A 24,238-nucleotide genomic window follows, 5' to 3' on the forward strand; every position below is an offset into this window, starting at 1 on the left:
GAGTAATTACGTAGCACCCATTTTCTTTTGGTTGCTTATTAACGGTGGTATTGCTTTTTTTCTTGAAGGCGCAGGGTTTTTAATTCTGCCACTATATTTTTCACTTATACTATTTGGCTTTTTCATCCTTACCCAAAAAACAAATCGTTGGTTCAACCTAATCCTTAGTATACCTGCATTACTGATCATTGGTCCCTTTATTTATACGTTTCCTGTAGGACTGGGGTTAAAAATTCTTTTTGGAAGTGCTATTCTTACCGTATTAACTTTCGGATTATTGCTTCCTGTCTTTGGGACATTTGCTAAAAAAGGGCAATGGGCAATAGCTTTTTTACTAATTAGCATTGGCTTTTTTGCGAAAGCGCATCTAAATTCGGGATACGAAAAAGGAAAGGCTAAGTCTAATAGTTTAGTGTATCTTTATGATAGTAATGTTCAAAAAGCATACTGGCTTACCTATGATACGAATCTTGATGATTGGACAAAAAAATATCTAGGCAACGATCCAAAAAGGGCTAATCTAGAAAATGAAATTCCTTTGTTTAGCAAATACAACAGTCCTTTTACATACACTGCCACAGCCCCAGTAAAAGCTATTCCAACCTCAACTATTGTCTTTTTGAAAGATAGTATTGAAGGGAATTTACGTCATTTAAAAATTAAAATTACTCCTAATCGTAAGGTCAATCGCTACGATATTTTTGCTAACGAAAAAATGGATTTTTATCATTTTAAAGCTAATGGTGTATCACAAATAGAACAAACAAGCAACATGATGAACCGCAATGGCAAGAAAATTTTAAGTTATTATTTTCTTAACAACCAACCACTCGAAATGGAATTCACCCTTAATCGAGCTACGGTTTTTGACATGCAATTACTTGAAAGTTCCTTTGATTTATTGCAAAATCCTTTGTTCGAAATAAATCCAAGAGCCCCATGGATGATGCCTACTCCTTTTGTACTTACGGATGCAGTATGTGTAAAGCAAACGATAAAACCGCAAGAAACAAAAACCGAAATACCAACAGTAGCGATCCCTACTACTATTCAAACAAAACTTTAATACTCAACTCACCTACAACCTATTAAGAAATGAAAAAAGTTAATCTAAAACTCGTTATGATGCTATTAGGATTTACTATGGTCATTTCATGTAACAATTCTAAAACAAAAAGCACAGATTCAGAAAGTAACAACGGTATTGAAACCACTGAAATTGATGCAAAATCAAATGTATCTGAAGAAACTTTCAAGCAAATTGATCAAAAAACCCTTGACCAACTCAATGCTGAAATCGTTTCCAAGCAAATTAAATCAGAAGACGATGTAATGGCAGTATATAGACCTAAAAGTTTGGCAGCAGAAGGAGATTATCAATACGATATTTCAAAAAAAACAACTGGTTCTGGTGAAGTTGAACTTACATTGATTGAAACGGGAATAATGGATGATTCGCAAGCAGGTCAAAAAGTAATTATGGTATTGAAAAAAGAAAACGACTCTTATAAAATCCTTTCGATGAAAGAAAATTATACCTGCTGGAAAGACAGAGGACACGAGAACTGGAGTACTGAATTCTGTCACTAATCAAAAAACAATTTTCAATTTGCCCACAATTCAGTTACTTTTACAGTCGCTAAAAAGAGCAAAAATGACAAAAGTTAGTATATTAGGGTGTGGTTGGTTAGGATTTCCTTTGGCAAAAGCCTTAATCAAAAAAGACTATATTATAAAAGGGTCCACTACTACGGCCGATAAAAAAGAGACACTAGAAAATGCTGGAATTACGCATTACCCTATTTCTTTAGAAACAACAAATCTTGACATTCCTATCGAAGCCTTTATAGCTGAAAGCGAAACCTTGATTATAGCTGTTCCGCCTAAATTGAGAGGTAAAAACAAAGATTATTCAGATTCGAACAAAAACTCTTTTGTTAAAAAGATAGAGAACTTATTACCTTATATCGAAAAATCATCTGTACAAAACGTACTTTTTATTAGTTCAACTGCAGTGTATGGCGAAGCAAATGCAACCATTACCGAAGACACCCCTCTAACACCAGTTACTGAAAGCGGCAGACAATTAGCTGAAATAGAAATCCTTTTAAACCAAAACAACCATTTCAAAACAACCATTTTACGTTTTGGAGGATTAATAGGTCCTGATAGAAATCCTGCTCGATTTTTAGCAGGCAAAGAAAATGTTAGTAATCCTGAAGCTCCTATTAATCTTATTCATCTTGATGATTGTATTGGAATTATTATAAAAATATTAGAAACCAAAACTTGGGAAACGCAACTAAATGCTGTAACTCCAAATCATCCCAGCCGAAAAGAGTATTACACTCAAAAAGCATTGGACTATAATTTAGTTCCACCTACATTCAACGAATCAAATCCATCAATAGGAAAAATGATTACGTCTGATAGATTAATACAACTTTTGGATTATAAATTCACCCAACTTGATTTATAATAATCATAGAATTAAAAATTCGATAAAAAAGTTTTTCATAATCACCTTTATATGATTCACTATTACTATTGTTTCATTAGACTAATTTGAAATAACCATTAGTATTAACAACAATTTTAGAACCTGTTTTGTATTTTTGCATAAAAAAATAATGAAATCTATTTTCTACAGATACCGTACATTCATAGGGATATTCGTCATTTTTTCGGCCGTTACGCTCTATTTATTTTACGGTGCTTTAAAACCCATCAAAACCTTACCCATATACAATCCCGCTGATGTCAACCCCGAATTGGTTGATAGCACTGTACAATATGTGAGTAAATACCATACTATCGCTGATTTCTCTTTTATCAATCAAAACGGCGACACCATTACCCAAAAAAATTACGAAGGCAAGATTTATGTAGCTGATTTTTTCTTCACAACCTGCGGTTCAATTTGTCCAAAAATGTCGAAAAACTTAGTTGAAGTGCAAAAAGCCATTTTGAATAACTCAAAAGTTATGTTACTCTCTCACACTGTTTTCCCAGAAACTGATAGTGTCCCTGTTTTGAAAAAATATGCCATAAAATACGGTGTAAAAGACAACAAATGGAACTTAGTTACTGGTGACAAAAAAGAAATTTACACCATGGCTAGAAAATCGTATTTAGCGGTAAAAATGGGAAAACCTAGTGAATTATATGACATGGTACACACTGAAAACTTTGTCCTAGTCGATACCAAACGCCGTGTTCGTGGTTTTTATGACGGTACCAAAGAAGAAGAAATCCAACGTCTCATTAAAGACATTAACTTTTTGAGCAATCAAGATTCAGATCAATAATCCCTTTTCAATTCAAGAATATAAAATTTGTGATTAAATAGTCATTCCTCGCTTATGCCATAAAAAAGCAATTGGCTTCAATGAATTTGAAAAAATATTCATTTATAAAAAGAGTCGCAATTCCCCTATTTATACCTCAAAAATCCTTTACTGCAAGACACCATTTTCCTTGAAAAAACCAAAAGGATTTAATAAAACTACTTTATATTATGCATTCCTAAATAGACCTAAAATTTATTTAGGAAAATTGCTTTTACATTCTTAAAATTAATAAATTAAAGACACTCCTCGCTGTTTTTTCAAAAATAACACAATTAAATTTTAACCATACAATCCTCTTTTTGAGACATATGTGCTGTTTTTATTTGGTTTATAGTTCTTAATTAGCTACTTGATATTATTCTGATTTTCTTATAAAAAAAATTTCATGTTTGATTTTTTTTAATAAGAATTCACGATGATGATTATCTATTAACCCCAAATAAACCAAATTAATTATGAGCAGAAAATTATTTTTAGCAAAAGTCTTGCTGTGTTCAATTGTGACTAATGCAGTAGGACAAACACTCGATTCAAATTATTTTAACCAATTAAAAACAGCCCAAGTCAGCTCCTCAAGTTTACTGAATTGGACACAAGTAGGACCAGGAAATTCTGGTTATTGTGATGCTTTTTTTATTCATCCTACAGATGACAACACTATGTTTATGTCACCAGACATGGACAATTCATATGTATCTACTGATGATGGTGTAAGTTGGAATAGCTTAAAAGATAATGATGGTACTGGTGATTTAATGCGAGAGTTCACCAGTATTGATTTCTCTAGACAAAATGCGAATTTGGGTTTTGCAGTCGATGTCAGAGGACGCTTAATGAAAACATTGGACAAAGGTAAAAACTGGTCTCAAATTTCTAGTTTTCCAGCTACTTCTAGACAAGCTTCATTAACCGTTGACCCAACAAATGACAATATATGGTACATAGGAGGTGGTGATTTTTTTAACATAAAAGACAATCATCGAAATTTAGCTATGTTGAACAATCGTGATTTAAGTTATCAATATCCTTATGCAGAATATGGGAATATTTATAAAACAACAGACAAAGGAGTAACGTGGATTAAAATAAATGGTACCGCAAGTGGCTTACCCGACAAAGTAAATATTGGTAAAATATTTGTATACCCAAACAATCATAACACCTTAATTATAGCTACTAGTCATGGTGTTTTCAGAAGTTTTAATGCGGGTTTAACATGGACATTAGTAGGTGCTGGATTACCTAATAATATGCCTCGAGATATGGTCGCACGAATAGAATCTGGTGTTTATACCTTATATTGTGTAGATCAAACTAACTATGTATCAGTAGGTTCTGGAGCTAACAGAACAGTTCAATCTACAGGAGGTGTATACAAAAGCATTAATAATGGAGGGAATTGGACAAATGTTACAGGAGATTTAGGCATCGATTTAACTCAAATTACCAGTTCCAATACAAAAAGTAAATATTATAGAACAATTGCCTATTGGTTTGGAATTACTGAGGCAGTAGCCAAAACAACCTATCCTAAATTACCAACTAATATTCTTCCTGTTTTTAATAGAATTGTTGTCGATCCAAGCAACACAACAAGAATTTATGTAGCTCACAACACAAAACACGACTACTCTTTTGGTCCTGGGGATATTTGGAGCACAAATAATTCTGGAACAAATTGGGCTCCAGTGATGCGCACAGGTCTATATTGGAATAATGGTACCGACGCTTCCTATTGGTCAACAAAAGGAAGTACTGGTAGCAATGCCACTTTTGCACACATACAGCCAGAAATAGACAGAAGAGAAGAAATGAACGGTAATCGTTTCCTCGCAATTGACAGCAGAGGATATGTATATGGTTCAGTTGACCAACAAACTTTCCGTTCTACTAACAATGGTATTTCCTGGCAACAAAGAGATGATGTTCAATCAGGTGAAGGATGGAAAGGAAGAGGAAACAGCAATATGCCGGGTCGTTCAATCGTCATGGAGACAGGTGTTACAGGAATTTATCTATTTGCCAGTGGAGAACATGGATTATGGAAAAGCACATCGGCATCAGCACCACTTTACGTAAAGCAAATTGAAGGTCAAAAAAATGAAGATGCTTCGACTTCAATAGCTTCTGTTGCCGTTCATCCTACAAATCCGAATATCATTTATACCATGCAATTTAGACAAGAACATAGAGGCGAACTAAGAAAATCAACTGATGGCGGAATTACATGGTCAACAGTATCTTTTCCGTTGCCTACTACTGGAACTAATGTATCGAGTTCTGATCAAATTTTAAATCACTCTTTAACTATAGATCATCAAAATCCTGCTAAGATGTATTTTAATACTTTAGGAACACCTATTAATGAAGTATTTGGCACGGGAGCACCCTTTTCTGCACATGGCGTTTATAAAAGCATTAATAGCGGTGTAACTTGGACAAGATCAAATGGTACTGGTTCCAATGTATTACCATTAAACGGATCTACAGTCAATCGAATAAAAATGGATCCAACTACTGCAACAACGTTATATGCTTCTTGTGTGCAAAGTGCGGACAAACTTACGGATGGTGGGTTATACAAATCTACTGACAGCGGTACTAATTGGGTAAAAATGACCATTCCATCAGAAATAAAATCAGTGAATCATGTTTTTATCCAACAAAAATCAGGGACCAATAATTTATATATTTCTTGTGGCACATTTACGGGAGCTGCCAATGAAGGGGGTGTATGGAAAAGTACAAACAATGGAACTTCCTGGAATAAAATATTTGATTTACCCTATGTTTGGTATACAGAAGTTTCTAAACTCAATTCAAATATTATTACTGTTGCAGCAGCAGCTCAAGACGTAAAGAAAACTAATCTTAATGTATTAAATCCAGGAGCTTATATTTCATTTGATAATGGAAGCAGTTGGATGAAAGCAAATAAAAATCTAGGACAACCTCATAAAATTAATGAATTGAGACCTGATTTTAGCAACCAAAATATTTTTTGGTGTTCCTTACAAGGAAGTGGCTGGACAAGAGGCGTTTACTCAGGAATTATCGCTAAGAGCAACACTTCAGAAAAACAATTATTAGATGAATCACCACAAACAGAAAATAGCAAGATTGTTTCTATTTACCCTAATCCAGTAAAAGACAATTGTACCGTTAAATTAAACTTTAATGATAATTCAACAAAAGCGACCATCAGTATTTATTCTATAAACGGTCAAAAGGAATTAGAAATTAAAACAATAATAAAACAAAATGATGCAACATCTGTGAATATTAATTCCAGTGCATTAAGTCCAGGCGTTTACATAATGAATATAAAAACGGATAACGAAGAATACATCAAGAGATTGATAAAAATATAATCTTTTTATTTCAACACATACGACCTCATTTAAGAATTCTTAAACGGGGTCGTTTTGTTTGGCAGCCTATTGTTCTCAACAATTAGCTATTTTGAATGCAGTATTTTGCATCACAAACTGCTTTTCATCCTTAGTAAATCTTATATTTGTAAGTGATTTTGAATTCAGAGTCAACAAAATCTAAATCTAATAGGGAAATGCGATTATTTTTTAGCTGTTTGTATTTGTTATCATTTTATAATTTGGCCGCACAAGAGGAGATTAAAATTAAAGAATCCCCTTTTATTGCAGTAGATTCCTTGTATAGAGAAGATCAGTTTTATTTTGGATTCACATTAAACACCTTACAAAATAAACCAAATCAATTAGATCAAAACAGTTTTTCTACTGGATTCTCGGCGGGTTTCTTGAGAGACATGCCCATAAATAAATTACGTACCGTAGCCATTGCATCTGGAATTGGGTTTACGTACAACAATTACATTCAAAATTTAAACATCTCAGAGAATGGTTCTACAAGAGATTACAGTATAATCACTACTTCTAACTATTCTAAAAACAGGTTTTCCCAACTTTTTGTAGATGTTCCAATTGAATTTCGCTGGAGGACCTCAACCTACACTTCTTATAAATTCTGGCGTATTTATGGTGGGTTAAAATTCAGTTATTTACTTTACGACAATTATATTTACATTGATGACAACATCCAGAAATCAATAACGAACAATCCTGATTTTGACAAACTGCAATATGGTATTTATTTAGCCGCAGGGTATAACACATTCAACCTATATGCTTATTATGGATTAAATCCGCTGTTTAAGTCGGCCCAAATAGACGGAAATAAATTAGCTATGCAATCTTTAAACCTAGGATTGATATTCTACATTTTATAACCATAAAAACAACAGTAGCATTTGCGGTATACCACCTAGCAAAAACCCTAAAATCAACTCCTTAGGCGTATGCGCTTCCATTTCCAATCGCGAAAAAGCCACAACGCCATTCATTACAACCAAAAAAGCAATCCAAAACGTGTTTTGTGTTTGAAAATGCACACTCAATCCAACAACAAAAAAAGTCAAAGCACTAATTCCCATCATGTGTAAGCTTGCTTTAATCTGGACAAATAAAAGAGAAAGCGCAATTAAAGTACTGAATAAGGCTCCTAAAAAGAAAAAATGAAACTCTGGATAACGCTCAATCGTAATGCCTTTTTTAACCAATACAATAATCAAAAAACACTGAATGACTAAGGGCAGTTTCCGTTCTCCTATCTTAGGAACCATCATCGAACTAATTTTTCCAATAGACCGTAACAACAAAAAAACAAGTACTGGAAACACGATTGTAGCAACAAAAACTTCTGAGAAAACAATAATTTTTTCTTTATTAATACCATAAGAATGATCTGCAAAAAGATAAAACAAACAGGCATATAAAGGAATAAAAAGGGGGTGTAAAATATAAGAAAAGGAAATTATAAACTTTTTCAAAATGGTCATTTAGCGGTTAGTATAACAAAGGTAATAAAATAGATTTGGTGACCATACTACTCAAAACAAGAAATCATAAAACCCACATAATTCCATTTACCTTTATTTGGGCGTGCCACCACTAGCCAAAGGGGCATACTTTTGTTTGCGTTGATACTGCCCCTTTACCTAGTGCTGTCGGGCGCTACGTGCTACTTCGGTAGCTTACTTCGGTCCCTCACGCAAACTGCACAAAACCTCGAAAAGTACAACTCAGCTATTTACAGCCACAAATGAAATACTTCACTTCCTTAACAAGGAAATGAATAAGAAATAGTAATTTTGGTAAACATTGTATAAATTTAATCCCACCGCTTTTAACGTATAAATAAATGAGCATACCACTTAAAAACATTATTTCGGCTATTGATGCCAAATCTTATGGTACTTTAGGCGATGTCATTATCGATCACGTTTCTATTGATAGTCGCTCTTCACACAACAGTCATAACACATTGTTTTTTGCCTTAATTGGTCCTAATAACGATGCTCATTCCTATATAAAAGAATTAATAGATAACGGTGTCCAGTATTTTGTAGCAAGCTATATCCCATTAGGACTAGAAGACAAAGCCACTTTTATATTGGTCGAAAATACACTTGCTGCATTACAAAAATTTGCCGTTTATTATCGTGGTTTATTTCATTTTCCCGTAATAGGATTAACGGGCAGCAACGGAAAAACAATTGTCAAAGAGTGGCTTAATTTTCTACTAAGCCCTGATTACAATATTATTCGCAGTCCTAAAAGCTTTAATTCTCAAGTAGGTGTTCCTTTGTCTATAATTGCCATTAACGAAAAACACAATCTGGGGATTTTTGAAGCAGGTATTTCTACCATAAATGAAATGGAAAAACTAGAACCCATGGTACAACCCACCGTTGGAGTTTTAACAAACATAGGTTCATCACATGATGAAGGATTCGAAAATACGAACCAAAAAATAAAAGAAAAACTATTACTGTTTAAGAATGCATCTATTCTTATTTATAAAAAAGACACACGTGTTGATTCTCTTTTACCCAAAAATAGTTCAACTTTCAACTGGAGTTTTGATGATCCATCTGCCCATGTTTTTGTATATAAAACGGAAACACTAAACAAAAAAACAATCCTCCATTATCAGTATAAAGACGCAACATTCCATATCGAGATTCCGTTTGAAGACCATGCTTCTATTGAAAATGCGATCTCGTCTTTGTTAGTTTTATTATATTTCAATTATAACAATGCAGTCATTCAATCAAGAATGAGTTTACTCTATCCTGTTGAAATGCGCCTAAAAGTCAAAAATGGCATCAACAATTGCAGTTTAATTGATGACAGTTACAGTTCCGACTTTCAATCACTGAAAATCGCTTTGGATTTTCTAGAAAGTCAAAATAAATTCCAAAAGAAAACCCTCATTCTATCGGACATTCTTCAAAGCGGACTTACCAATGAAGAGTTATACAGTCGAGTAGCAAAATTAGTTGTTTCGAACGAAATTTCCAGAATCATCGGTATCGGAGAAACCATTACAGCGTTCAAAAATAAATTCACGAACTGCTTTACTTACCGCAGCACTTCAGACTTTATAAACGATTTTGAAAATCTAGATTTCTCTAACGAAACCATTCTAGTCAAAGGAGCACGTTCATTTGAATTTGAAGAAATCGTTGCGATTCTCGAAGAGAAAAAACACGAAACCGTACTGGAAATTAACCTCAACGCATTAAGCTACAATCTGAATTTCTTTAAATCTAAATTGAAGTCCGATGTCAAAATTATGGTCATGGTCAAAGCCTTTGGTTATGGGAATGGCGGACTTGAAATTGCTAGTTTACTAGAACACCATCAGGTAGATTACCTAGGTGTCGCTTTTGCCGATGAAGGGATTTCTCTGAAAAATGGAGGAATACATTTGCCCATAATGGTTTTAAATCCTGAAAGTACTAGTTTCTCCTCTATTATTCAATACCAATTAGAACCTGAAATATATAATCTCAAAGGGCTACATGGTTTCTTAAAAATTGCGGAGCATAAAAAATTAAAACAGTTTCCCATTCATATAAAAGTGGACACGGGCATGCATCGTTTGGGATTTGAACAAAATGACATCGATGAATTGATACTAACCCTTAAAGGAAACGATACGGTTCAAGTCAAAAGCATCCTTTCACACATGGCAACGAGTGATGATCCTACTCATTATGATTTTGCTTTAAGCCAAATCCATCTTTTTGATACGTTATCATCAAAAATCATGACCGAATTACATATTAATCCCATTCGTCATATTTTAAACACTTCTGGCATTAGTAATTTTCCTGAAGCACAATTCAATATGGTTCGTTTAGGCATAGGGATTTATGGCGTTTCAAATGATGTCGAAGAACAAAAACATTTGGAAAACGTAGGAACTTTAAAATCTATTATCTCCCAAATTCGCACCATTCCAGCTGGAGATAGTGTAGGTTACGGCAGACGATTTATGGCCGAAAAAGAAACCAAAATTGCCACGATTCCCATTGGCTATGCTGATGGAATTTCCAGAGCATGGGGCAATGGTGTGGGGTATGTAACGATAAAAAACCACAGAGCTAAAATAGTAGGAAGTGTATGTATGGACATGCTTATGGTTGATGTATCAACCATTGTTTGCAGCGAAGGCGATGATGTCATTATTTTTGGCGAAAGCCCCACCGTTTCTGAAATGGCACAGCAATTAAAAACTATTCCTTATGAAGTCCTGACGAGTATTTCTCAACGAGTAAAAAGGGTGTTTTATCGATAATCATGATTTTTAAAACTAGAGATATTCAATTGTCTTAATATAATTTGTATATTGGATTTAAGTTTAACTAAATAAATATAAAATATGGGATTTTTTAGCGATTTTAAAGCTTCCTTAATGAAAGGTGACGTTTTAAGTTTAGCAACTGCTGTAGTAATTGGCGGTGCGTTTGGTAAAGTAATCGCTTCAGCGGTTGAAGATATTATCATGCCAATAGTAGGTCTTCTTACAGGAGGTGTCGATTTTACCACTAAATTCATTGCTCTTGATGGAAATTCGTACCCAACGCTTGATGCAGCAAAAGCAGCTGGAGCAGCGGTATTGACTTACGGTAACCTTGTACAAGCCATCATTAATTTTGTAATTATTGCTTTCTTTGTTTTTGTTGTTTTAAGAGCAGCCGAAGCTATGAAAAGAAAAGAAGTAGCAGCAGCACCAGCGCCTCCAGCTGGACCAACACAAGAAGAATTGTTAACTCAGATTAGAGATTTATTGAAAAAGTAATTTCCGCTACATTATATATTCTAACTAAACCGCTTCTTAATTGAGGCGGTTTTTCTATATATAAAAACATACATTAAGCCACCATTACAAAGATTCTAGAACAAAAAGTATCCGTATTCAATTTGCGACTAACAAAATAATTGTATTTTTATGGTCTAGTATTCCACCTGAAATTTTACATCTTGAAGCAATATTCCGTTATACTCTTAATCCTTCTAACTTCTTGTCAATATTTTGACAAGAAATTGCCGTCGGAAAAAGAATTATTACAAAAAGAGTTAAAATCCATTAACTGGAAAGAAGTGGACGAATACCCGTCTTTTGTAGATTGCAATAAAGTCGACGGAAAATTAGAACGCCAACAATGCTTTTTTCAGTTTTTAACCGAGTTAATTCAAGAAAAAATCCAAGCAGACACCCTTTCCATTTTATACCCAGAATTAGACACTATCGAAGTAAAAATAACTGTATTCCCTAATTCTAAAATACAATTTGAACCTTTATTTCCTAAAGATACAGGCACCTATGATACGGTAAAAATAGATAGTATTTTAAAAAGCAGATTAGTCGATTTCCCAAAAATCAATCCCGCCATCAAACGCGGTATTCCTGTAAAAACGCAATTTATATTACCCGTAATTATTAAGGTGGAATAGATTTAGCTAAATTAAATTGAATCTTTATTTTTTAAACGACCTCCCTTTCCATTCATAATTCCCAAATAGACTATACAAGACCACAACCGTACTAAAAAAAGGATAAATCATACTACTCAAAATCAAGTGCCTTATTTTATCAGAAGTCAAAAACAGATTGGTTTTATAAATCAAAAGACTGTCAACGAAAAATTTTGACAATAGGATTATTAAAAATGATTGAAACGAAATGAAATCCAAAATCCAAAATCCAAAGCTAAAAATAAAAGCTAAATTCCCTCCAAAAACAACCAACCCTAAAGCAACTCCAAAAGTGCTTTGATACGAACTCGTTTTAGAAGCCCACCGTACTCGTTGATAAAATAAAGCTTTCCAAGTATCTACGGGCTGCGTGGTGACAATAGCTTCTTTAGACTTCAAATAATGTACTTGTTGTGGCGAGTGAACCATCGCTTTTTGTAATAAAAAAACATCATCTCCACTTGCAATAGTATCATTACCTTCAAAACCGTTGAGTTTTTCAAAAAAAGCTTTCGTATAGGCAAAATTTGCACCATTACACATAAATCCATGACCGAGTCCAAAACTTCCAATTGTAGCCCCTTGTAGGCTTGCTAAATCCAATTGTTGAAAGTGATGCAAAAACGAATTCTGAACGTGATATGTAACGGCTCCTGCTAGCATTTGGACCTGATTTTGCTGAATATAATGATCATAGGTCAACAACCAATTTTCAGGAACGACACAATCCGCATCTGTGGTTATGGCCCAGGTGGTAGTGATGCGTTGCATCGCAGTGTTAATGGCATCTTTCTTTGGCGAATTTGAAACTCTTTTATTATCAATAATTGAAAATTGAAATTTAGAATTTAAAAATTGGAATTTTTCAGACGAATCGTCATCTACCAAGATCACTTCAAATAAATCTAAAGGATAATTTAATTTTGAAATACTTGCTAAAAGAACAGGTAAGTTCGCCGCTTCATTTCGGAACGGGACAATAATGGTGAATTTAGTTATTGGCTTTAAACCAAAAAAATCATATCGTTTTATTTTGCTAAAACCAAAGTACAATGCAACAATACAGACATTATAAATCAGAAAAACAAGCAACAAAATAACTACAATCATCATCATTATTCTATTTTGCTACATCTCTTTTGAAAAGCGCTGGAGAGAGGATTTGAAATTGAGTACAAAATAACTCCCTATTACCACTGGAATGACTACATTTAAAAACCACATCAGCGTGGAAACAAAAATGATGATCCATTCATTTACGCCCAAAATACCAAAGAAAAACAAAGCTACACTTCCTTTGACTGCAAATTCTAAAAACTGAAAGCTAGGCAATGAAGACGCTAAAAAATATACAGAACTAACGGCACCCATCAACGTCAAGTATGGCAAATCAACATCAAAAGCCAAAAACAAAAAATAGTATTGATGCGAAAACACCAGATAACGACAGCAACCTAAGAGAATATTGCGTTGGTGAATGGCTTTGGGAATCGCATTAATTTTATGAATTAATTTTTCGATAGAATATCCTTTGAAACTAATTTTTTTTAGAAAGAAAAAGAATAATAACAAAGCAATCAAAATCCCAAAAAGCAATCCAACTGTTTTAGTCGTAATCACATGGTACAATGCATTAAAATACAATAAGCCAAAAATCCCGAAAATCACCGTCAAAACCATCTGGATTCCGTTACATATCAGGTTTAGAAAAACCACTTTTTTTGTTTCAGATTTATCAAAATATAACGCTTTACCCGCATATTCTCCAACGCCATTGGGTGTAAACACACCAGCTGTTAGTGCTGCTAAAACTTGTTTAGCAGATTCAGAAATCGAAATTTTTTTAATATTAGAAGCCAGATTCTGCCATTTCAAAATTTCGAAATAACGGTTTAAGACGCTAAGCAATAAAATAAAACCGATTCCAAATACTGACTGATTTTTTTTGAATACGGTGACAAACTGCTGCCAATCTAATTTATCATTGTTGGCCAATTGGTTATAAATGAAATAAAAAGCGCCACCTACAATCAAAAGTTTGACCAGAAGCACTAAGAATTGTTTCGTTTTGTGTGAAATCGAGATCATGAATGCAAAGAAACAAATTAAAATTGGGTTAGGAATTTAAAATTATACCAAACAAAAAAGGCTGTCCAAATTGTCCAGCCTCCTCTACCTTTCTCTGATAAAACTAAAAAATCAATCCTTTGTTTTTGGCCGCTTTTACAAGTTCAGCATCACTATCGTTCGTAGTATTTAGTAATTCTTTCAGGTTTAGTTTTCGTACTTCAATAGCATTTAAAGAAATAGGAATGTATTGCGTAAGATCTTTTGATTTTGTCCCTTTAGACAAATGAAATAAAATTTGTTTGTCAAATAAATCAATCTCAATCGTATTATCATGAGATTCTAACATCTCAAGAATAGATTTACTGTAATACACTTGGTTTTTGATTACTTTATCAAAAGCGTACAACAATTCATCAAAAGTCAAATCGTTTTTGATTATTAATCCTCTTGGGTTTACTTTTTTAATTAAGGTCTTTAATTTCAAAAACTCGGTAAACATCGTTAGCATAATGATCTTGCAATCAGGCATATGCTCTAAAATTAACTTCGCTAGATCCTCGCCTGAAAAAAGATTTTTTTCTTCATAAGAAGGCATACTGATATCTAAAAAAGCAATGTCAAAAGAAAACTTAGGATTCGTAATTACATGATAAGCTGACTCACAATCTTTAGCTTCTGAAATTACAAACTCATAATTATCTGGTTGGTATCTTGTAATAGCATTTTTATACCCCTGAATAATAAAGGGATGATCATCAACAATTAATATGTTGCTTTTAATTTTAGCAGTAGTAGAAGCCGATTCGGTAGTCATTTTTACGATAGTATTTGTTTTTCAATTGGGATTACAACAGTGATTTCTGTACCCACCCCTTGTTTTGATTTTATATTAAATTCACCTTGGCATTCTTTTGTTCTAGAAATCATATTTTGAATACCAATACCTTTATTTTTCATATTAATTTTAAAACCAATTCCATCATCTTTTACAACTAGTCTTAAATCTTCTTCGACTTTTTTCAACTCAACAGTAATGATTTTTGCCTTGGCATATTTATTAATGTTTTGAATAGATTCTTGTATAATTCTATATACATTAATCTTAATAGCATTTGATATTAAGTCCCATTTAATAGAGGCATCAATAGTGGAAACTAATTTTATATGAAATGTTTTGCGTTGTTCTTCAAATAAATTATCGACAATTGCTACGAAGTTATTAATTAATTCTGACTTCTCTCTATTCAAGTCATGAGAAATTTCACGAATATCTTGTTCAATATTTTTCAATTCTACGATATAATGATTCCTTTGTTCAACAGCTAGCGTATCATTAAAAGCATTCAAACTATCTAAGTTCATCCTAACGCCAAACATTCTTCCTAGAACTCCATCATGCAATTCTTGAGCCACTCGCTTCTTCTCCTCGACACGATTTGCATCAATCGCATTTTGTTGATTGATCATTAAGTTATAAATATCTTCGTTTGCTTGTTGTTGTTGTTGTTTATAAAGTAACTCTCTCGTTTTAATTTTCTGTGCATTAATGATATATACTAACATTCCTAAAATTATCAACCCGCTAAAGAAGTATACCAAATTACGGTTTTTTACTTCCAAGTCAGAATACTCATCCTTTATCTTATCCGTTTCATATTCAATTCGAGTAAATTTGTTCCCTATTGCACGTTCTACTTTTTGCAAACTATCACTAATTCGTACGTAATCATTGGTATATTGAGCCGACTTTTTAGGTTCTAATAGGGCTAATTGCTTAAGTGTCGCTAAAAAATTTCTCCTATTATTTGATTTTCGAGCTAAAACAAAAGCTTCATTACAAAATGCTAAAGCTTTTAACGTATCTCCTTTTGAAGCATAATATTCAGATAAATGAATTTTGTTTCCAATAATTCCTGCTGTCAAATTCATTTTCTCTCTTATCTCTAAAGATTGGTAAAACAAATCAGGCAGCCCTTTTGAATCCTTGGCCTTAAATTTAGAATAAGCCAAATTATCTAATAGTAAAGAATACAATGATGGATCTCCTTCTATTAGTCCAATTTGATTAATACCACGTTCAAAAAATTCAATTGCCTTAATATGATTGTTCATATGTTGATAAACTAATCCTGTATTATTTAAAGACATAGATTTAGCAAATTTCACACTATTAATCACATTTTTATTTATAACATTATATGCTTTAGTATTATATTCGATAGCCTTATTATAGTCTTCAAGCTCATTATATATCAACCCTAACAAATTATATGATTCAAATACTAAATCACTTGCTATTTTTCCTTTTATCGCTCTTAACCCATTAAATACGGCTATTTCAGCATCTATAAAATCACTTTGATTATATTGTAAACTGGCTTTATTAAATCGATTTCTAGCTAGATTATAGGGATCATTGAGTAATCTAAATATTTTTTCAGCCTTGAAATAATAAGTATACGCACTATCCACTATGCCAATTCCCCCATAATAATCTCCTAAATACGAATAAGATTTAGCAATATAAGTTGTATCCTGAGCTTTTTTTGATTTTTCTAATAACAACCGAACTGTTTTTTCATAACTAGAAGCATCTCCCATATTAAAATAACGATTAGCAATACGAAGCAAAAAGACACGATGCATTGAATCATTGGGTTGATTCATTATTATTGAAAAGGCTTTTTGGGTAAATTTTTTTCTTTTTGGTATAGCCAATTTTTCATTGTTTGCCATATCAAAGTAAATAGACAAACTATCGGAAGATGGATTAACCAATTTATAAGTTGTCTTTTTTTTTGAACAACTTATAAAAACTAACAAAGACAATACTATGTAGAAATATTTTGACAATACTTTTGATTTATACCAAAAATACTAAATTAAACCTTTTAGCATAAAAAAAGGCTATCAAAATTGATAGCCTTTAAATTGTATAATTACGATTATTCCTTAATCTGATTTTCTAGTTGTATTTGTTGCTCCTCCAAATAAATCCGATTTTCGAGTTGTATTTGTTGCTCCTCCGAATAAATCCGATTTTCTAGTTGTATTTGTTGCTCCTCCAAATAAATCTGATTTTCTGGTTGTATTTGTTGCTCCTCCGAATAAATCTGATTTTCTAGTTGTATTTGTTGCTCCTCCAAATAAATCCGAAGAATCATTATTTGTTTGAGGTGTTGTAAATGATGTAAGAATCATTACTAATGCTAATAATCCGATTGATGTAATTGACTTTTTCATAAGATTGGGGTTTTTATTTTTTATATTGTTTTACAAGGCTAAGTAACTCTGCATTACCGCTTTATCATATTGTAAAACTACACAAGAACCCACAATTCACCTTACAAATTAGGCTGTTTATGGTAGAATACTCTTGTTTGATAGTGAATGGGTGTCAAATCTTGGTGAATGGGTTTGTTTTAAATTTCTAAGTAATTCCCATTTGAAATTTTAGCTATAATAAGATCTATATTTATCTTGTAAGATTTTGAGAAAGGCAATTTTATAGCTGAATTTTTAATATAACATACTGAATTACCTGTATGAATTCTTGAGATAGAAAAACTGTTCACAATATAACTGTTGTGGATACGAACAAAAGGATATTCTAGGACTAATTCAAAATGTTTTAAAGTTTTAAAAGCCGTAATCATCTCCCCTGTACTCAAATAAATGTCAGTGGAATTATTGTCTGCTTGAAGATAAGCAATATCTCTTGTATCAATATATCTATGATCCCCATAAGATTTAATACACAATACAAGAGGTTCTTTATAAACCGTAACTTTTTCAAGAATAGTTGGTGTTTCAACTTTTACTTGAGAAGTTGATACCCCAATGGGATTTGATTTTTCTAACTTAAGTATGGTTTTTACCAAATGAATCTTAGACACTGGCTTGATTATATAATCTGAGACCCCATATTGAATGGCTTCAAAAGCTAAATCCTTTGTTTTGGTTATAACAATTATTTTAGGAACAATTTTAAGAAAGCGATACAATTCATTGATAAGCAACAAAGAAATATTTGAATTTTTATCAGTTGGATCAATTTCAAGAAAAATCAGTTGGGGATGGTATTCTAATATTAAATTTAACCCTTCTTCGTAATTATTAGCTGAGCCCACAAAACTAAGCTCTGAAAAACCATTCGCAACTGCTTTGGTTTCCAAGACATTCTCTTGATTATCATCAATAATAACGTACGAGTAGTTCATTCTTGGCAGTTCCTAATTTAATTAGATCACAAAACGTTAACATTAGTTAAAAAATAATATAAACTAATTTTAGGTTTAGTATAATAAATAGTTTGGGAAAACTATATTAAAAAAATGATTTTAAGCAAAAAAACGAGCTTTTTAACGAGCTAAAATAAACATTTAACTTATTTATTTACTGAGTTAAGAATAGAAATCGATGAACTGTTGATACTAAATGATTAAGGATGAATAAATCCGAGTAAGAATATAACTCACTCTTTTTCAACGCTTAAAATTTTACTACTATTTCTTACATGTCACGCCTAAAAACAAAAAAGCCCTCCAAATAGAGAGCTTTTTATTATTAAATTGAAAAAACAATTACATTTTCATTAACCAATTTTTCATCGCTACTTCATTTTCAATAATTGATTTCAAATCTGCAATATTTACACGATCTTGCTTCATTGTATCGCGATGACGAATGGTCACGGTTTGATCCTCGATAGTTTGATGATCCACCGTAATACAAAATGGAGTTCCAAGTGCATCTTGTCTTCTATAACGACGACCTACAGCATCTTTTTCATCATAAGCTACATTAAAATCCCATTTTAAATCAGCGATGATTTGATGTGCAATTTCAGGTAATCCATCTTTTTTAACCAATGGCAAAACAGCTGCTTTGGTTGGTGCTAAAACAGAAGGTAGTTTCAATACTGTTCTTGATGACCCATCTTCCAAAACCTCTTCTTTCAATGAAGTTGCAAAAACAGCCAAGAACATTCTATCTAATCCTACAGATGTTTCGACCACATATGGTACATAATTTTGATTCAATTCTGCATCAAAATACTGCAATTTTCTACCTGAAAACTTTTCGTGCGCTTTTAAATCAAAATCAGTACGAGAGTGAATTCCTTCTAATTCTTTGAATCCAAATGGGAAATTGAATTCAATATCAGCAGCAGCATTCGCATAGTGTGCTAATTTTTCGTGGTCATGAAAACGGTAATTTTCTTTTCCTAATCCTAAAGATAAATGCCATTTTAAGCGTGCTTCTTTCCAGAACTCATAATGCTTCATTTCTTCCCCTGGTCGTACAAAAAATTGCATTTCCATTTGTTCAAACTCACGCATACGGAAAATAAATTGTCTTGCAACAATCTCATTTCTAAACGCTTTACCTGTTTGAGCAATTCCAAAAGGAACCTTCATTCTACCAGACTTTTGAACATTCAAGAAATTTACAAAAATCCCTTGCGCTGTTTCTGGACGTAAATACAAATCCATTGCTGAATCTGCAGAGGCACCTAATTTAGTTCCAAACATCAAATTAAATTGACGCACTTCAGTCCAATTACGAGAACCTGAGTCTGGACATGCAATTTCTAATTCTTCAATTAGTAATTTAACATCTTCTAAATCTTCGTTCCCTAAAGAACGAGCCATACGTTCCAGAATTTCTCTTTCTTTAGCTTTGTACTCCACAACTCTAGCGTTTGTTGCAACAAACTCTTGCTCATTGAAAGCATCTCCAAAACGAACTCTCGCTTTTTCGATTTCCTTGATTGCTTTTTGATTTAACTTTTCAGCATAATCTTCAATCAAAACATCCGCTCTATATCGTTTTTTTGAATCTTTATTATCTATTAATGGATCATTAAAAGCATCCACGTGACCTGATGCCTTCCAAGTAGTTGGGTGCATCAATATTGCAGCATCAAGGCCTACAATATTTTCGTTCATTTGAACCATGGCTTTCCACCAATATTCACGTATGTTCTTTTTTAACTCAACTCCGTTTTGTGCATAATCATATACTGCACTCAAACCATCGTAAACTTCGCTTGACGGAAAAATAAAACCGTACTCTTTTGCATGCGAAACTACATTCTTAAAAATATCTTCTTGTTTTGCCATGATGCAAAAATATAAAAAGTGAACATAAAAAAAAGAAAATTGATAAAGTTTGAAGCATTGATTTTCATATTTTTATAAATAAATCCATAAGTCTATGTTACAACCCATTATAAACCTATTCTTCCCAGCTGTTTGTGCGGGTTGTAAAGCACTCCTTTTTGCCAATGAAAGCATCATTTGTACACAATGTCGCCACGAAATTCCGTTGACAAACCATCATCTTACAGCAGAGAACGAAGCTTTCAAAAAATTCTATGGTCGAATAGCCGTTGAACATGCATCCGCTTTATTTTATTTTCATAAAAAAGGTATTGTACAAGAACTAATTCATAATTTAAAATACCGTGGTCATGAAGAAATTGGCACCTTAATTGGTCATTGGTATGTTGAAGATTTAAAAAAATTCCCATACTCCAAACAGCACAAACTATTATTCCTGTTCCGCTACATCCTAAAAAACTTCGAGAAAGAGGTTTTAACCAAGTGAGCTATTTTGGTAAAGCATTAGCAGAAGGCCTAAATCTTGAATACAACGACCAACTATTGATTCGGAAATTATATTCCAAAACACAATCTAAAAAAAACTTATTAGGTAGAATAGAGGGAATTGAAACACTCTTTGATGTTCACTTCACTGATAATGATCATAACAAACATTTTATTTTAATAGATGATGTCATCACAACAGGTGCAACACTTGAAGCCTGTTGTCGCGCTATGTTAATGATTCCTAATATTAAAATCAGTATTGTTTGTATGGCAATGGCACAATAATAAAAGCAGCAGTTAAAGTCATCACAAAACAACATCTTAATTTCGATTGAGTTAAATAATAACAAAATAGAGTTTCCAATTCCAAAGTTAAATGTTTAAATTTGAATAAAATTTTTTATAAATCTTTAAATAAAAACGACATGGCTTTTGAATTACCACAATTACCTTATGCATATGCTGCTTTAGAACCACATATTGATGCAAAAACAATGGAAATCCACCATTCTAAACACCATAATGCTTATACTACTAATCTGAACGCTGCTATAGCAGGAACAGATATGGAAGGAAAAACAATCGAAAATATCCTTATCAACCTTGATATGAGCAATGGAGCTGTTCGTAACAACGGTGGAGGGTATTACAATCATAACTTGTTTTGGACTGTTATGGCTCCAAATGCAGGAGGATTACCTACAGGAGATTTATTGGCGGCTATCGAAAGTGCTTTTGGTTCTTTTGAAGAATTTAAAGCTAAATTCAGTAAAGCTGGAGCAACACAATTTGGTTCAGGTTGGGCTTGGTTATGTGTACAAAAAGGTGGAAAATTAGACGTTTGTGGAACACCAAACCAAGATAACCCATTAATGCCTGGTGTAGGTTGTGAGGGAACTCCAATTTTAGGAATGGACGTATGGGAACATGCTTATTACTTAAACTACCAAAACAGAAGACCTGATTATATTGAAGCTTTTTTCAATGTTGTAAATTGGACTGAAGTATCAAGAAGATACGCTTCTGAGAAATAATCTTTTCTGCAAGAACATAGATAAAGAGAATAGACGAATGACTTTAATGTTAATTCGTCTATTTTTTTTTGCTCTATATTCTTTGCTCTTTCTTCTTTCTTCTTTTCTCTATTTTCTCTTACTTGACTTTATTCCAATAAAAAAGGTGGAATTGCTTCCACCTTTTTTGCCCCAAATCTACCATAATCTTAACCTACTAATATTATGGTAATTCAAATTTATATTAGGAATACTTTTGAAACAAAAAATTCAGATAAACAACCCATAAAACCGATTAATTACCCAATTTTATTAGTATGCTCTAGCATCTTTACCTTCATAGAAATTCATAAAAGCCCTGTTTACCACTCTATTTCCTCCTGGAGTAGGATAATCTCCTGTAAAGTACCAATCTCCTAAATTTTTAGGACAAGCAATATGTAAGTCTTCTACTGTTTGGAATATAATTTTAACCTCTGCTTTAATTTCAGGAGAGCTTAACATCTCTGCAATTTTATCCGAAACCTCTTGCGGTTCAAATTGATCATAAATAGCTGTAACATAATTCACTACATCCGTATCTTTATAATCTTCTTGTGCTTTACATTTTACATATACTTCATCAACAATATGATATAAATTTCTTTCTTTCAAAAGTTCCAAAGCTGCTCTAAAGGCAACCAAACCTTCTAATTTTGCCATATCAATTCCGTAACAATCTGGGAAACGAATTTGTGGAGCCGAAGAAACAATAACAATACGTTTTGGATTCAAACGATCCATCATTTTGATGATACTCATTTTAAGAGTAGTTCCTCTTACAATACTATCATCAATAATCACTAAGTTATCCGTAGGCTTGATTACCCCATAAGTCACATCATATACGTGAGCGACTAAATCATCACGACTACTGTCCTCAGTAATAAACGTTCTAAGTTTTGCGTCTTTAATGGCTACTTTTTCCGTTCTAATTTTTACAGAAAGAAGTTCATTTAAACTTTCTTCAGTAAGTGTATGCCTATTCTTTAAAATAAAATTATTCTTTCTTTGATTCAAGAAATCCTGTGCTGCCTCCACCAAACCATAAAAGGAAGTTTCGGCCGTATTAGGAATATAGGAGAACACAGTATTATCAGTATCTTGATCAATCGATTTTAAAACCGCAGGTAAGATTAATTTTCCAAGGGTTTTTCTTTCTTGATAAATTTCAGCATCGCTTCCTCTAGAGAAATAAATACGCTCAAAAGAACATGATTTTTTAACCGTGGGAGTCAAAATCTCTTTCATAGAAACCGTTCCATTCTTCTTGATAATCAAAGCATTTCCAGGATCAATCTCCTGTACTTTTTCAAAAGGAACATTAAATACCGTTTGAATCACTGGACGTTCAGAAGCTACTACCACTACTTCATCATCTTGGTAAAAATAAGCCGGACGAATACCCGCTGGATCTCTAAATACAAAAGCATCACCATGACCTAAAAGTCCTGCCATAGCATAACCACCATCTAGATTTTTAGCAGAACGAGCCAGAATTTTGGCTACATCCAATCTTTCAGCAATGATAGGCGAGGCTTCTTGTTTATTATACCCTTCTGCTTTGCAATCTTGATACAATTGCATCACTTCTTTATCTAAAAAGTGACCAATTTTTTCCATTACAGTAACCGTATCCGCCATTTCTTTTGGATGCTGACCCAACTCAACCAAATTTTGAAAAAGCTCCTTAACATTTGTCATGTTAAAGTTTCCTGCCAAAATAAGATTACGATGCATCCAGTTACTTTGTCTTAAAAAAGGGTGCACACTTTCGATACTATTTTTCCCAAAAGTTCCATAACGCACATGACCTAAAAACAATTCACCAATATAAGGAATATTTGCTTTTTGTGCCGTTACATCTTCAGCATACTCAGGATGATTTGCCATTTCCTCATTGATTCTCTCATTAATCTGAGCAAAAACATCTTGGATAGGCTGTGATTGATTAGAACGAACCCTACTTATATAACGCTCACCTGGCTCCACATCCATTTTAATACTAGCAAAACCGGCACCATCTTGTCCACGATTGTGCTGTTTCTCCATCATTAGGTACATCTTTTGAATACCGTAAAAGGCTGTACCGTACTTTTCTTTGTAAAATTCAAGCGGTTTAAGTAGTCTAACTAGCGCTATTCCACATTCATGTTTTAAAGCATCGCTCATTGTAGTTATATTTGTGTTGTTGTGTTATTCTATTTTATCAAACCCGTTTTACAGTATTTAATATTTTTTGTTTTGAAGTTACAAAGATCAAAAAAAATTTATTTTGCAACCATTAA

General features: G+C 32.9%; 20 protein-coding genes and 1 pseudogene. 12 read left to right on the forward strand and 9 right to left on the reverse strand.

Annotated elements, in window-relative coordinates:
• The 6 genes and pseudogenes from WBQ70_RS01355 to WBQ70_RS01380 all read left to right on the forward strand — a co-directional run.
• Positions 1–1,066, forward strand: a pseudogene (locus tag WBQ70_RS01355) (peptidase M28); the annotation flags it as partial.
• A 29-nt stretch (positions 1,067–1,095) separates the two neighbouring features.
• Entirely contained in the window at positions 1,096–1,590 is a 495-nt protein-coding gene (locus WBQ70_RS01360) for a hypothetical protein (RefSeq protein WP_423909501.1), read from the forward strand.
• A 64-nt stretch (positions 1,591–1,654) separates the two neighbouring features.
• On the forward strand, positions 1,655–2,479 hold the full coding sequence (locus WBQ70_RS01365; RefSeq protein WP_423909504.1) for an NAD-dependent epimerase/dehydratase family protein: 825 nt from the start codon (positions 1,655–1,657) through the stop codon (positions 2,477–2,479).
• A gap of 151 nt (positions 2,480–2,630) precedes the next feature.
• Entirely contained in the window at positions 2,631–3,308 is a 678-nt protein-coding gene (locus tag WBQ70_RS01370; RefSeq protein ID WP_423909507.1) for an SCO family protein, read from the forward strand.
• A 497-nt stretch (positions 3,309–3,805) separates the two neighbouring features.
• Entirely contained in the window at positions 3,806–6,721 is a 2,916-nt protein-coding gene (locus WBQ70_RS01375; RefSeq protein ID WP_423909509.1) for a T9SS type A sorting domain-containing protein, read from the forward strand.
• A gap of 197 nt (positions 6,722–6,918) precedes the next feature.
• Positions 6,919–7,617 carry a porin family protein gene (locus WBQ70_RS01380; protein ID WP_423909512.1) on the forward strand — a complete coding sequence of 233 codons (699 nt, stop codon included), beginning with the start codon at positions 6,919–6,921 and terminating at the stop codon, positions 7,615–7,617.
• On the opposite strand, the gene WBQ70_RS01385 is transcribed toward WBQ70_RS01380, so the two are convergent.
• Positions 7,612–8,217 carry a hypothetical protein gene (locus WBQ70_RS01385; RefSeq protein WP_423909514.1) on the reverse strand — a complete coding sequence of 202 codons (606 nt, stop codon included), beginning with the start codon at positions 8,215–8,217 and terminating at the stop codon, positions 7,612–7,614. The genes WBQ70_RS01380 and WBQ70_RS01385 overlap by 6 nt on opposite strands.
• 371 nt (positions 8,218–8,588) lie before the next feature.
• Between WBQ70_RS01385 and WBQ70_RS01390 the strand changes: the two genes are divergently transcribed.
• The 3 genes from WBQ70_RS01390 (at position 8,589) to WBQ70_RS01400 (ending at position 12,193) form a co-directional block, all read left to right on the forward strand.
• Positions 8,589–11,033, forward strand: coding sequence for a bifunctional UDP-N-acetylmuramoyl-tripeptide:D-alanyl-D-alanine ligase/alanine racemase (locus WBQ70_RS01390; RefSeq protein WP_423909517.1), 2,445 nt, complete (start codon positions 8,589–8,591; stop codon positions 11,031–11,033).
• 84 nt (positions 11,034–11,117) lie between these two features.
• Entirely contained in the window at positions 11,118–11,537 is a 420-nt protein-coding gene (gene mscL / locus WBQ70_RS01395) for a large conductance mechanosensitive channel protein MscL (RefSeq protein ID WP_423909520.1), read from the forward strand.
• Between the two features lie 182 nt (positions 11,538–11,719).
• A complete protein-coding gene (locus tag WBQ70_RS01400) occupies positions 11,720–12,193 on the forward strand; it encodes a hypothetical protein (protein WP_423909523.1) in 474 nt (157 codons plus the stop codon).
• A 24-nt stretch (positions 12,194–12,217) separates the two neighbouring features.
• Here the strand turns inward: WBQ70_RS01400 and WBQ70_RS01405 are convergent, their stop codons facing one another.
• The 7 genes from WBQ70_RS01405 to WBQ70_RS01435 form a co-directional block, all read right to left on the reverse strand.
• Positions 12,218–13,330, reverse strand: a complete 1,113-nt coding sequence (locus WBQ70_RS01405; RefSeq protein ID WP_423909526.1) for a glycosyltransferase family 2 protein — start codon at positions 13,328–13,330, stop codon at positions 12,218–12,220.
• Between the two features lie 12 nt (positions 13,331–13,342).
• Entirely contained in the window at positions 13,343–14,302 is a 960-nt protein-coding gene (locus WBQ70_RS01410; RefSeq protein ID WP_423909529.1) for a hypothetical protein, read from the reverse strand.
• 103 nt (positions 14,303–14,405) lie between these two features.
• Positions 14,406–15,098 (reverse strand): response regulator, encoded by a 693-nt coding sequence (locus WBQ70_RS01415; protein ID WP_423909531.1) that lies wholly within the window; start codon positions 15,096–15,098, stop codon positions 14,406–14,408.
• Positions 15,099–15,100: 2 nt separating this feature from the next.
• On the reverse strand, positions 15,101–17,020 hold the full coding sequence (locus WBQ70_RS01420) for a tetratricopeptide repeat-containing sensor histidine kinase (protein WP_423909534.1): 1,920 nt from the start codon (positions 17,018–17,020) through the stop codon (positions 15,101–15,103).
• A 216-nt stretch (positions 17,021–17,236) separates the two neighbouring features.
• Positions 17,237–17,527 (reverse strand): nucleoporin, encoded by a 291-nt coding sequence (locus WBQ70_RS01425; RefSeq protein WP_423909536.1) that lies wholly within the window; start codon positions 17,525–17,527, stop codon positions 17,237–17,239.
• A 179-nt stretch (positions 17,528–17,706) separates the two neighbouring features.
• Complete coding sequence (locus tag WBQ70_RS01430; protein WP_423909539.1) at positions 17,707–18,504, reverse strand: LytR/AlgR family response regulator transcription factor; 798 nt, start codon at positions 18,502–18,504, stop codon at positions 17,707–17,709.
• 363 nt (positions 18,505–18,867) lie between these two features.
• A complete protein-coding gene (locus tag WBQ70_RS01435; protein ID WP_423909542.1) occupies positions 18,868–20,409 on the reverse strand; it encodes a glycine--tRNA ligase in 1,542 nt (513 codons plus the stop codon).
• A 94-nt stretch (positions 20,410–20,503) separates the two neighbouring features.
• On the opposite strand from WBQ70_RS01435, the gene WBQ70_RS01440 reads away from it, so the two are divergent.
• From WBQ70_RS01440 to WBQ70_RS01450, 3 genes are all read left to right on the forward strand, one after another.
• Positions 20,504–20,896 carry a ComF family protein gene (locus WBQ70_RS01440; protein WP_423909545.1) on the forward strand — a complete coding sequence of 131 codons (393 nt, stop codon included), beginning with the start codon at positions 20,504–20,506 and terminating at the stop codon, positions 20,894–20,896.
• The gene (locus tag WBQ70_RS01445; RefSeq protein WP_423909548.1) at positions 20,893–21,183 is read left to right on the forward strand and encodes a ComF family protein; all 291 of its coding nucleotides are present in this window, start codon (positions 20,893–20,895) and stop codon (positions 21,181–21,183) included. Before WBQ70_RS01440 ends, WBQ70_RS01445 begins: the two co-directional genes overlap by 4 nt.
• Before the next feature lie 140 nt (positions 21,184–21,323).
• Positions 21,324–21,932 carry a superoxide dismutase gene (locus WBQ70_RS01450; RefSeq protein ID WP_423909550.1) on the forward strand — a complete coding sequence of 203 codons (609 nt, stop codon included), beginning with the start codon at positions 21,324–21,326 and terminating at the stop codon, positions 21,930–21,932.
• A gap of 291 nt (positions 21,933–22,223) precedes the next feature.
• On the opposite strand, the gene WBQ70_RS01455 is transcribed toward WBQ70_RS01450, so the two are convergent.
• Complete coding sequence (locus tag WBQ70_RS01455; protein ID WP_423909553.1) at positions 22,224–24,122, reverse strand: amidophosphoribosyltransferase; 1,899 nt, start codon at positions 24,120–24,122, stop codon at positions 22,224–22,226.
• Positions 24,123–24,238 lie beyond the last annotated feature (116 nt).

The organism is Flavobacterium sp. (assembly GCF_049590715.1).
Taxonomy (GTDB): Bacteria; Bacteroidota; Bacteroidia; order Flavobacteriales; family Flavobacteriaceae; genus Flavobacterium.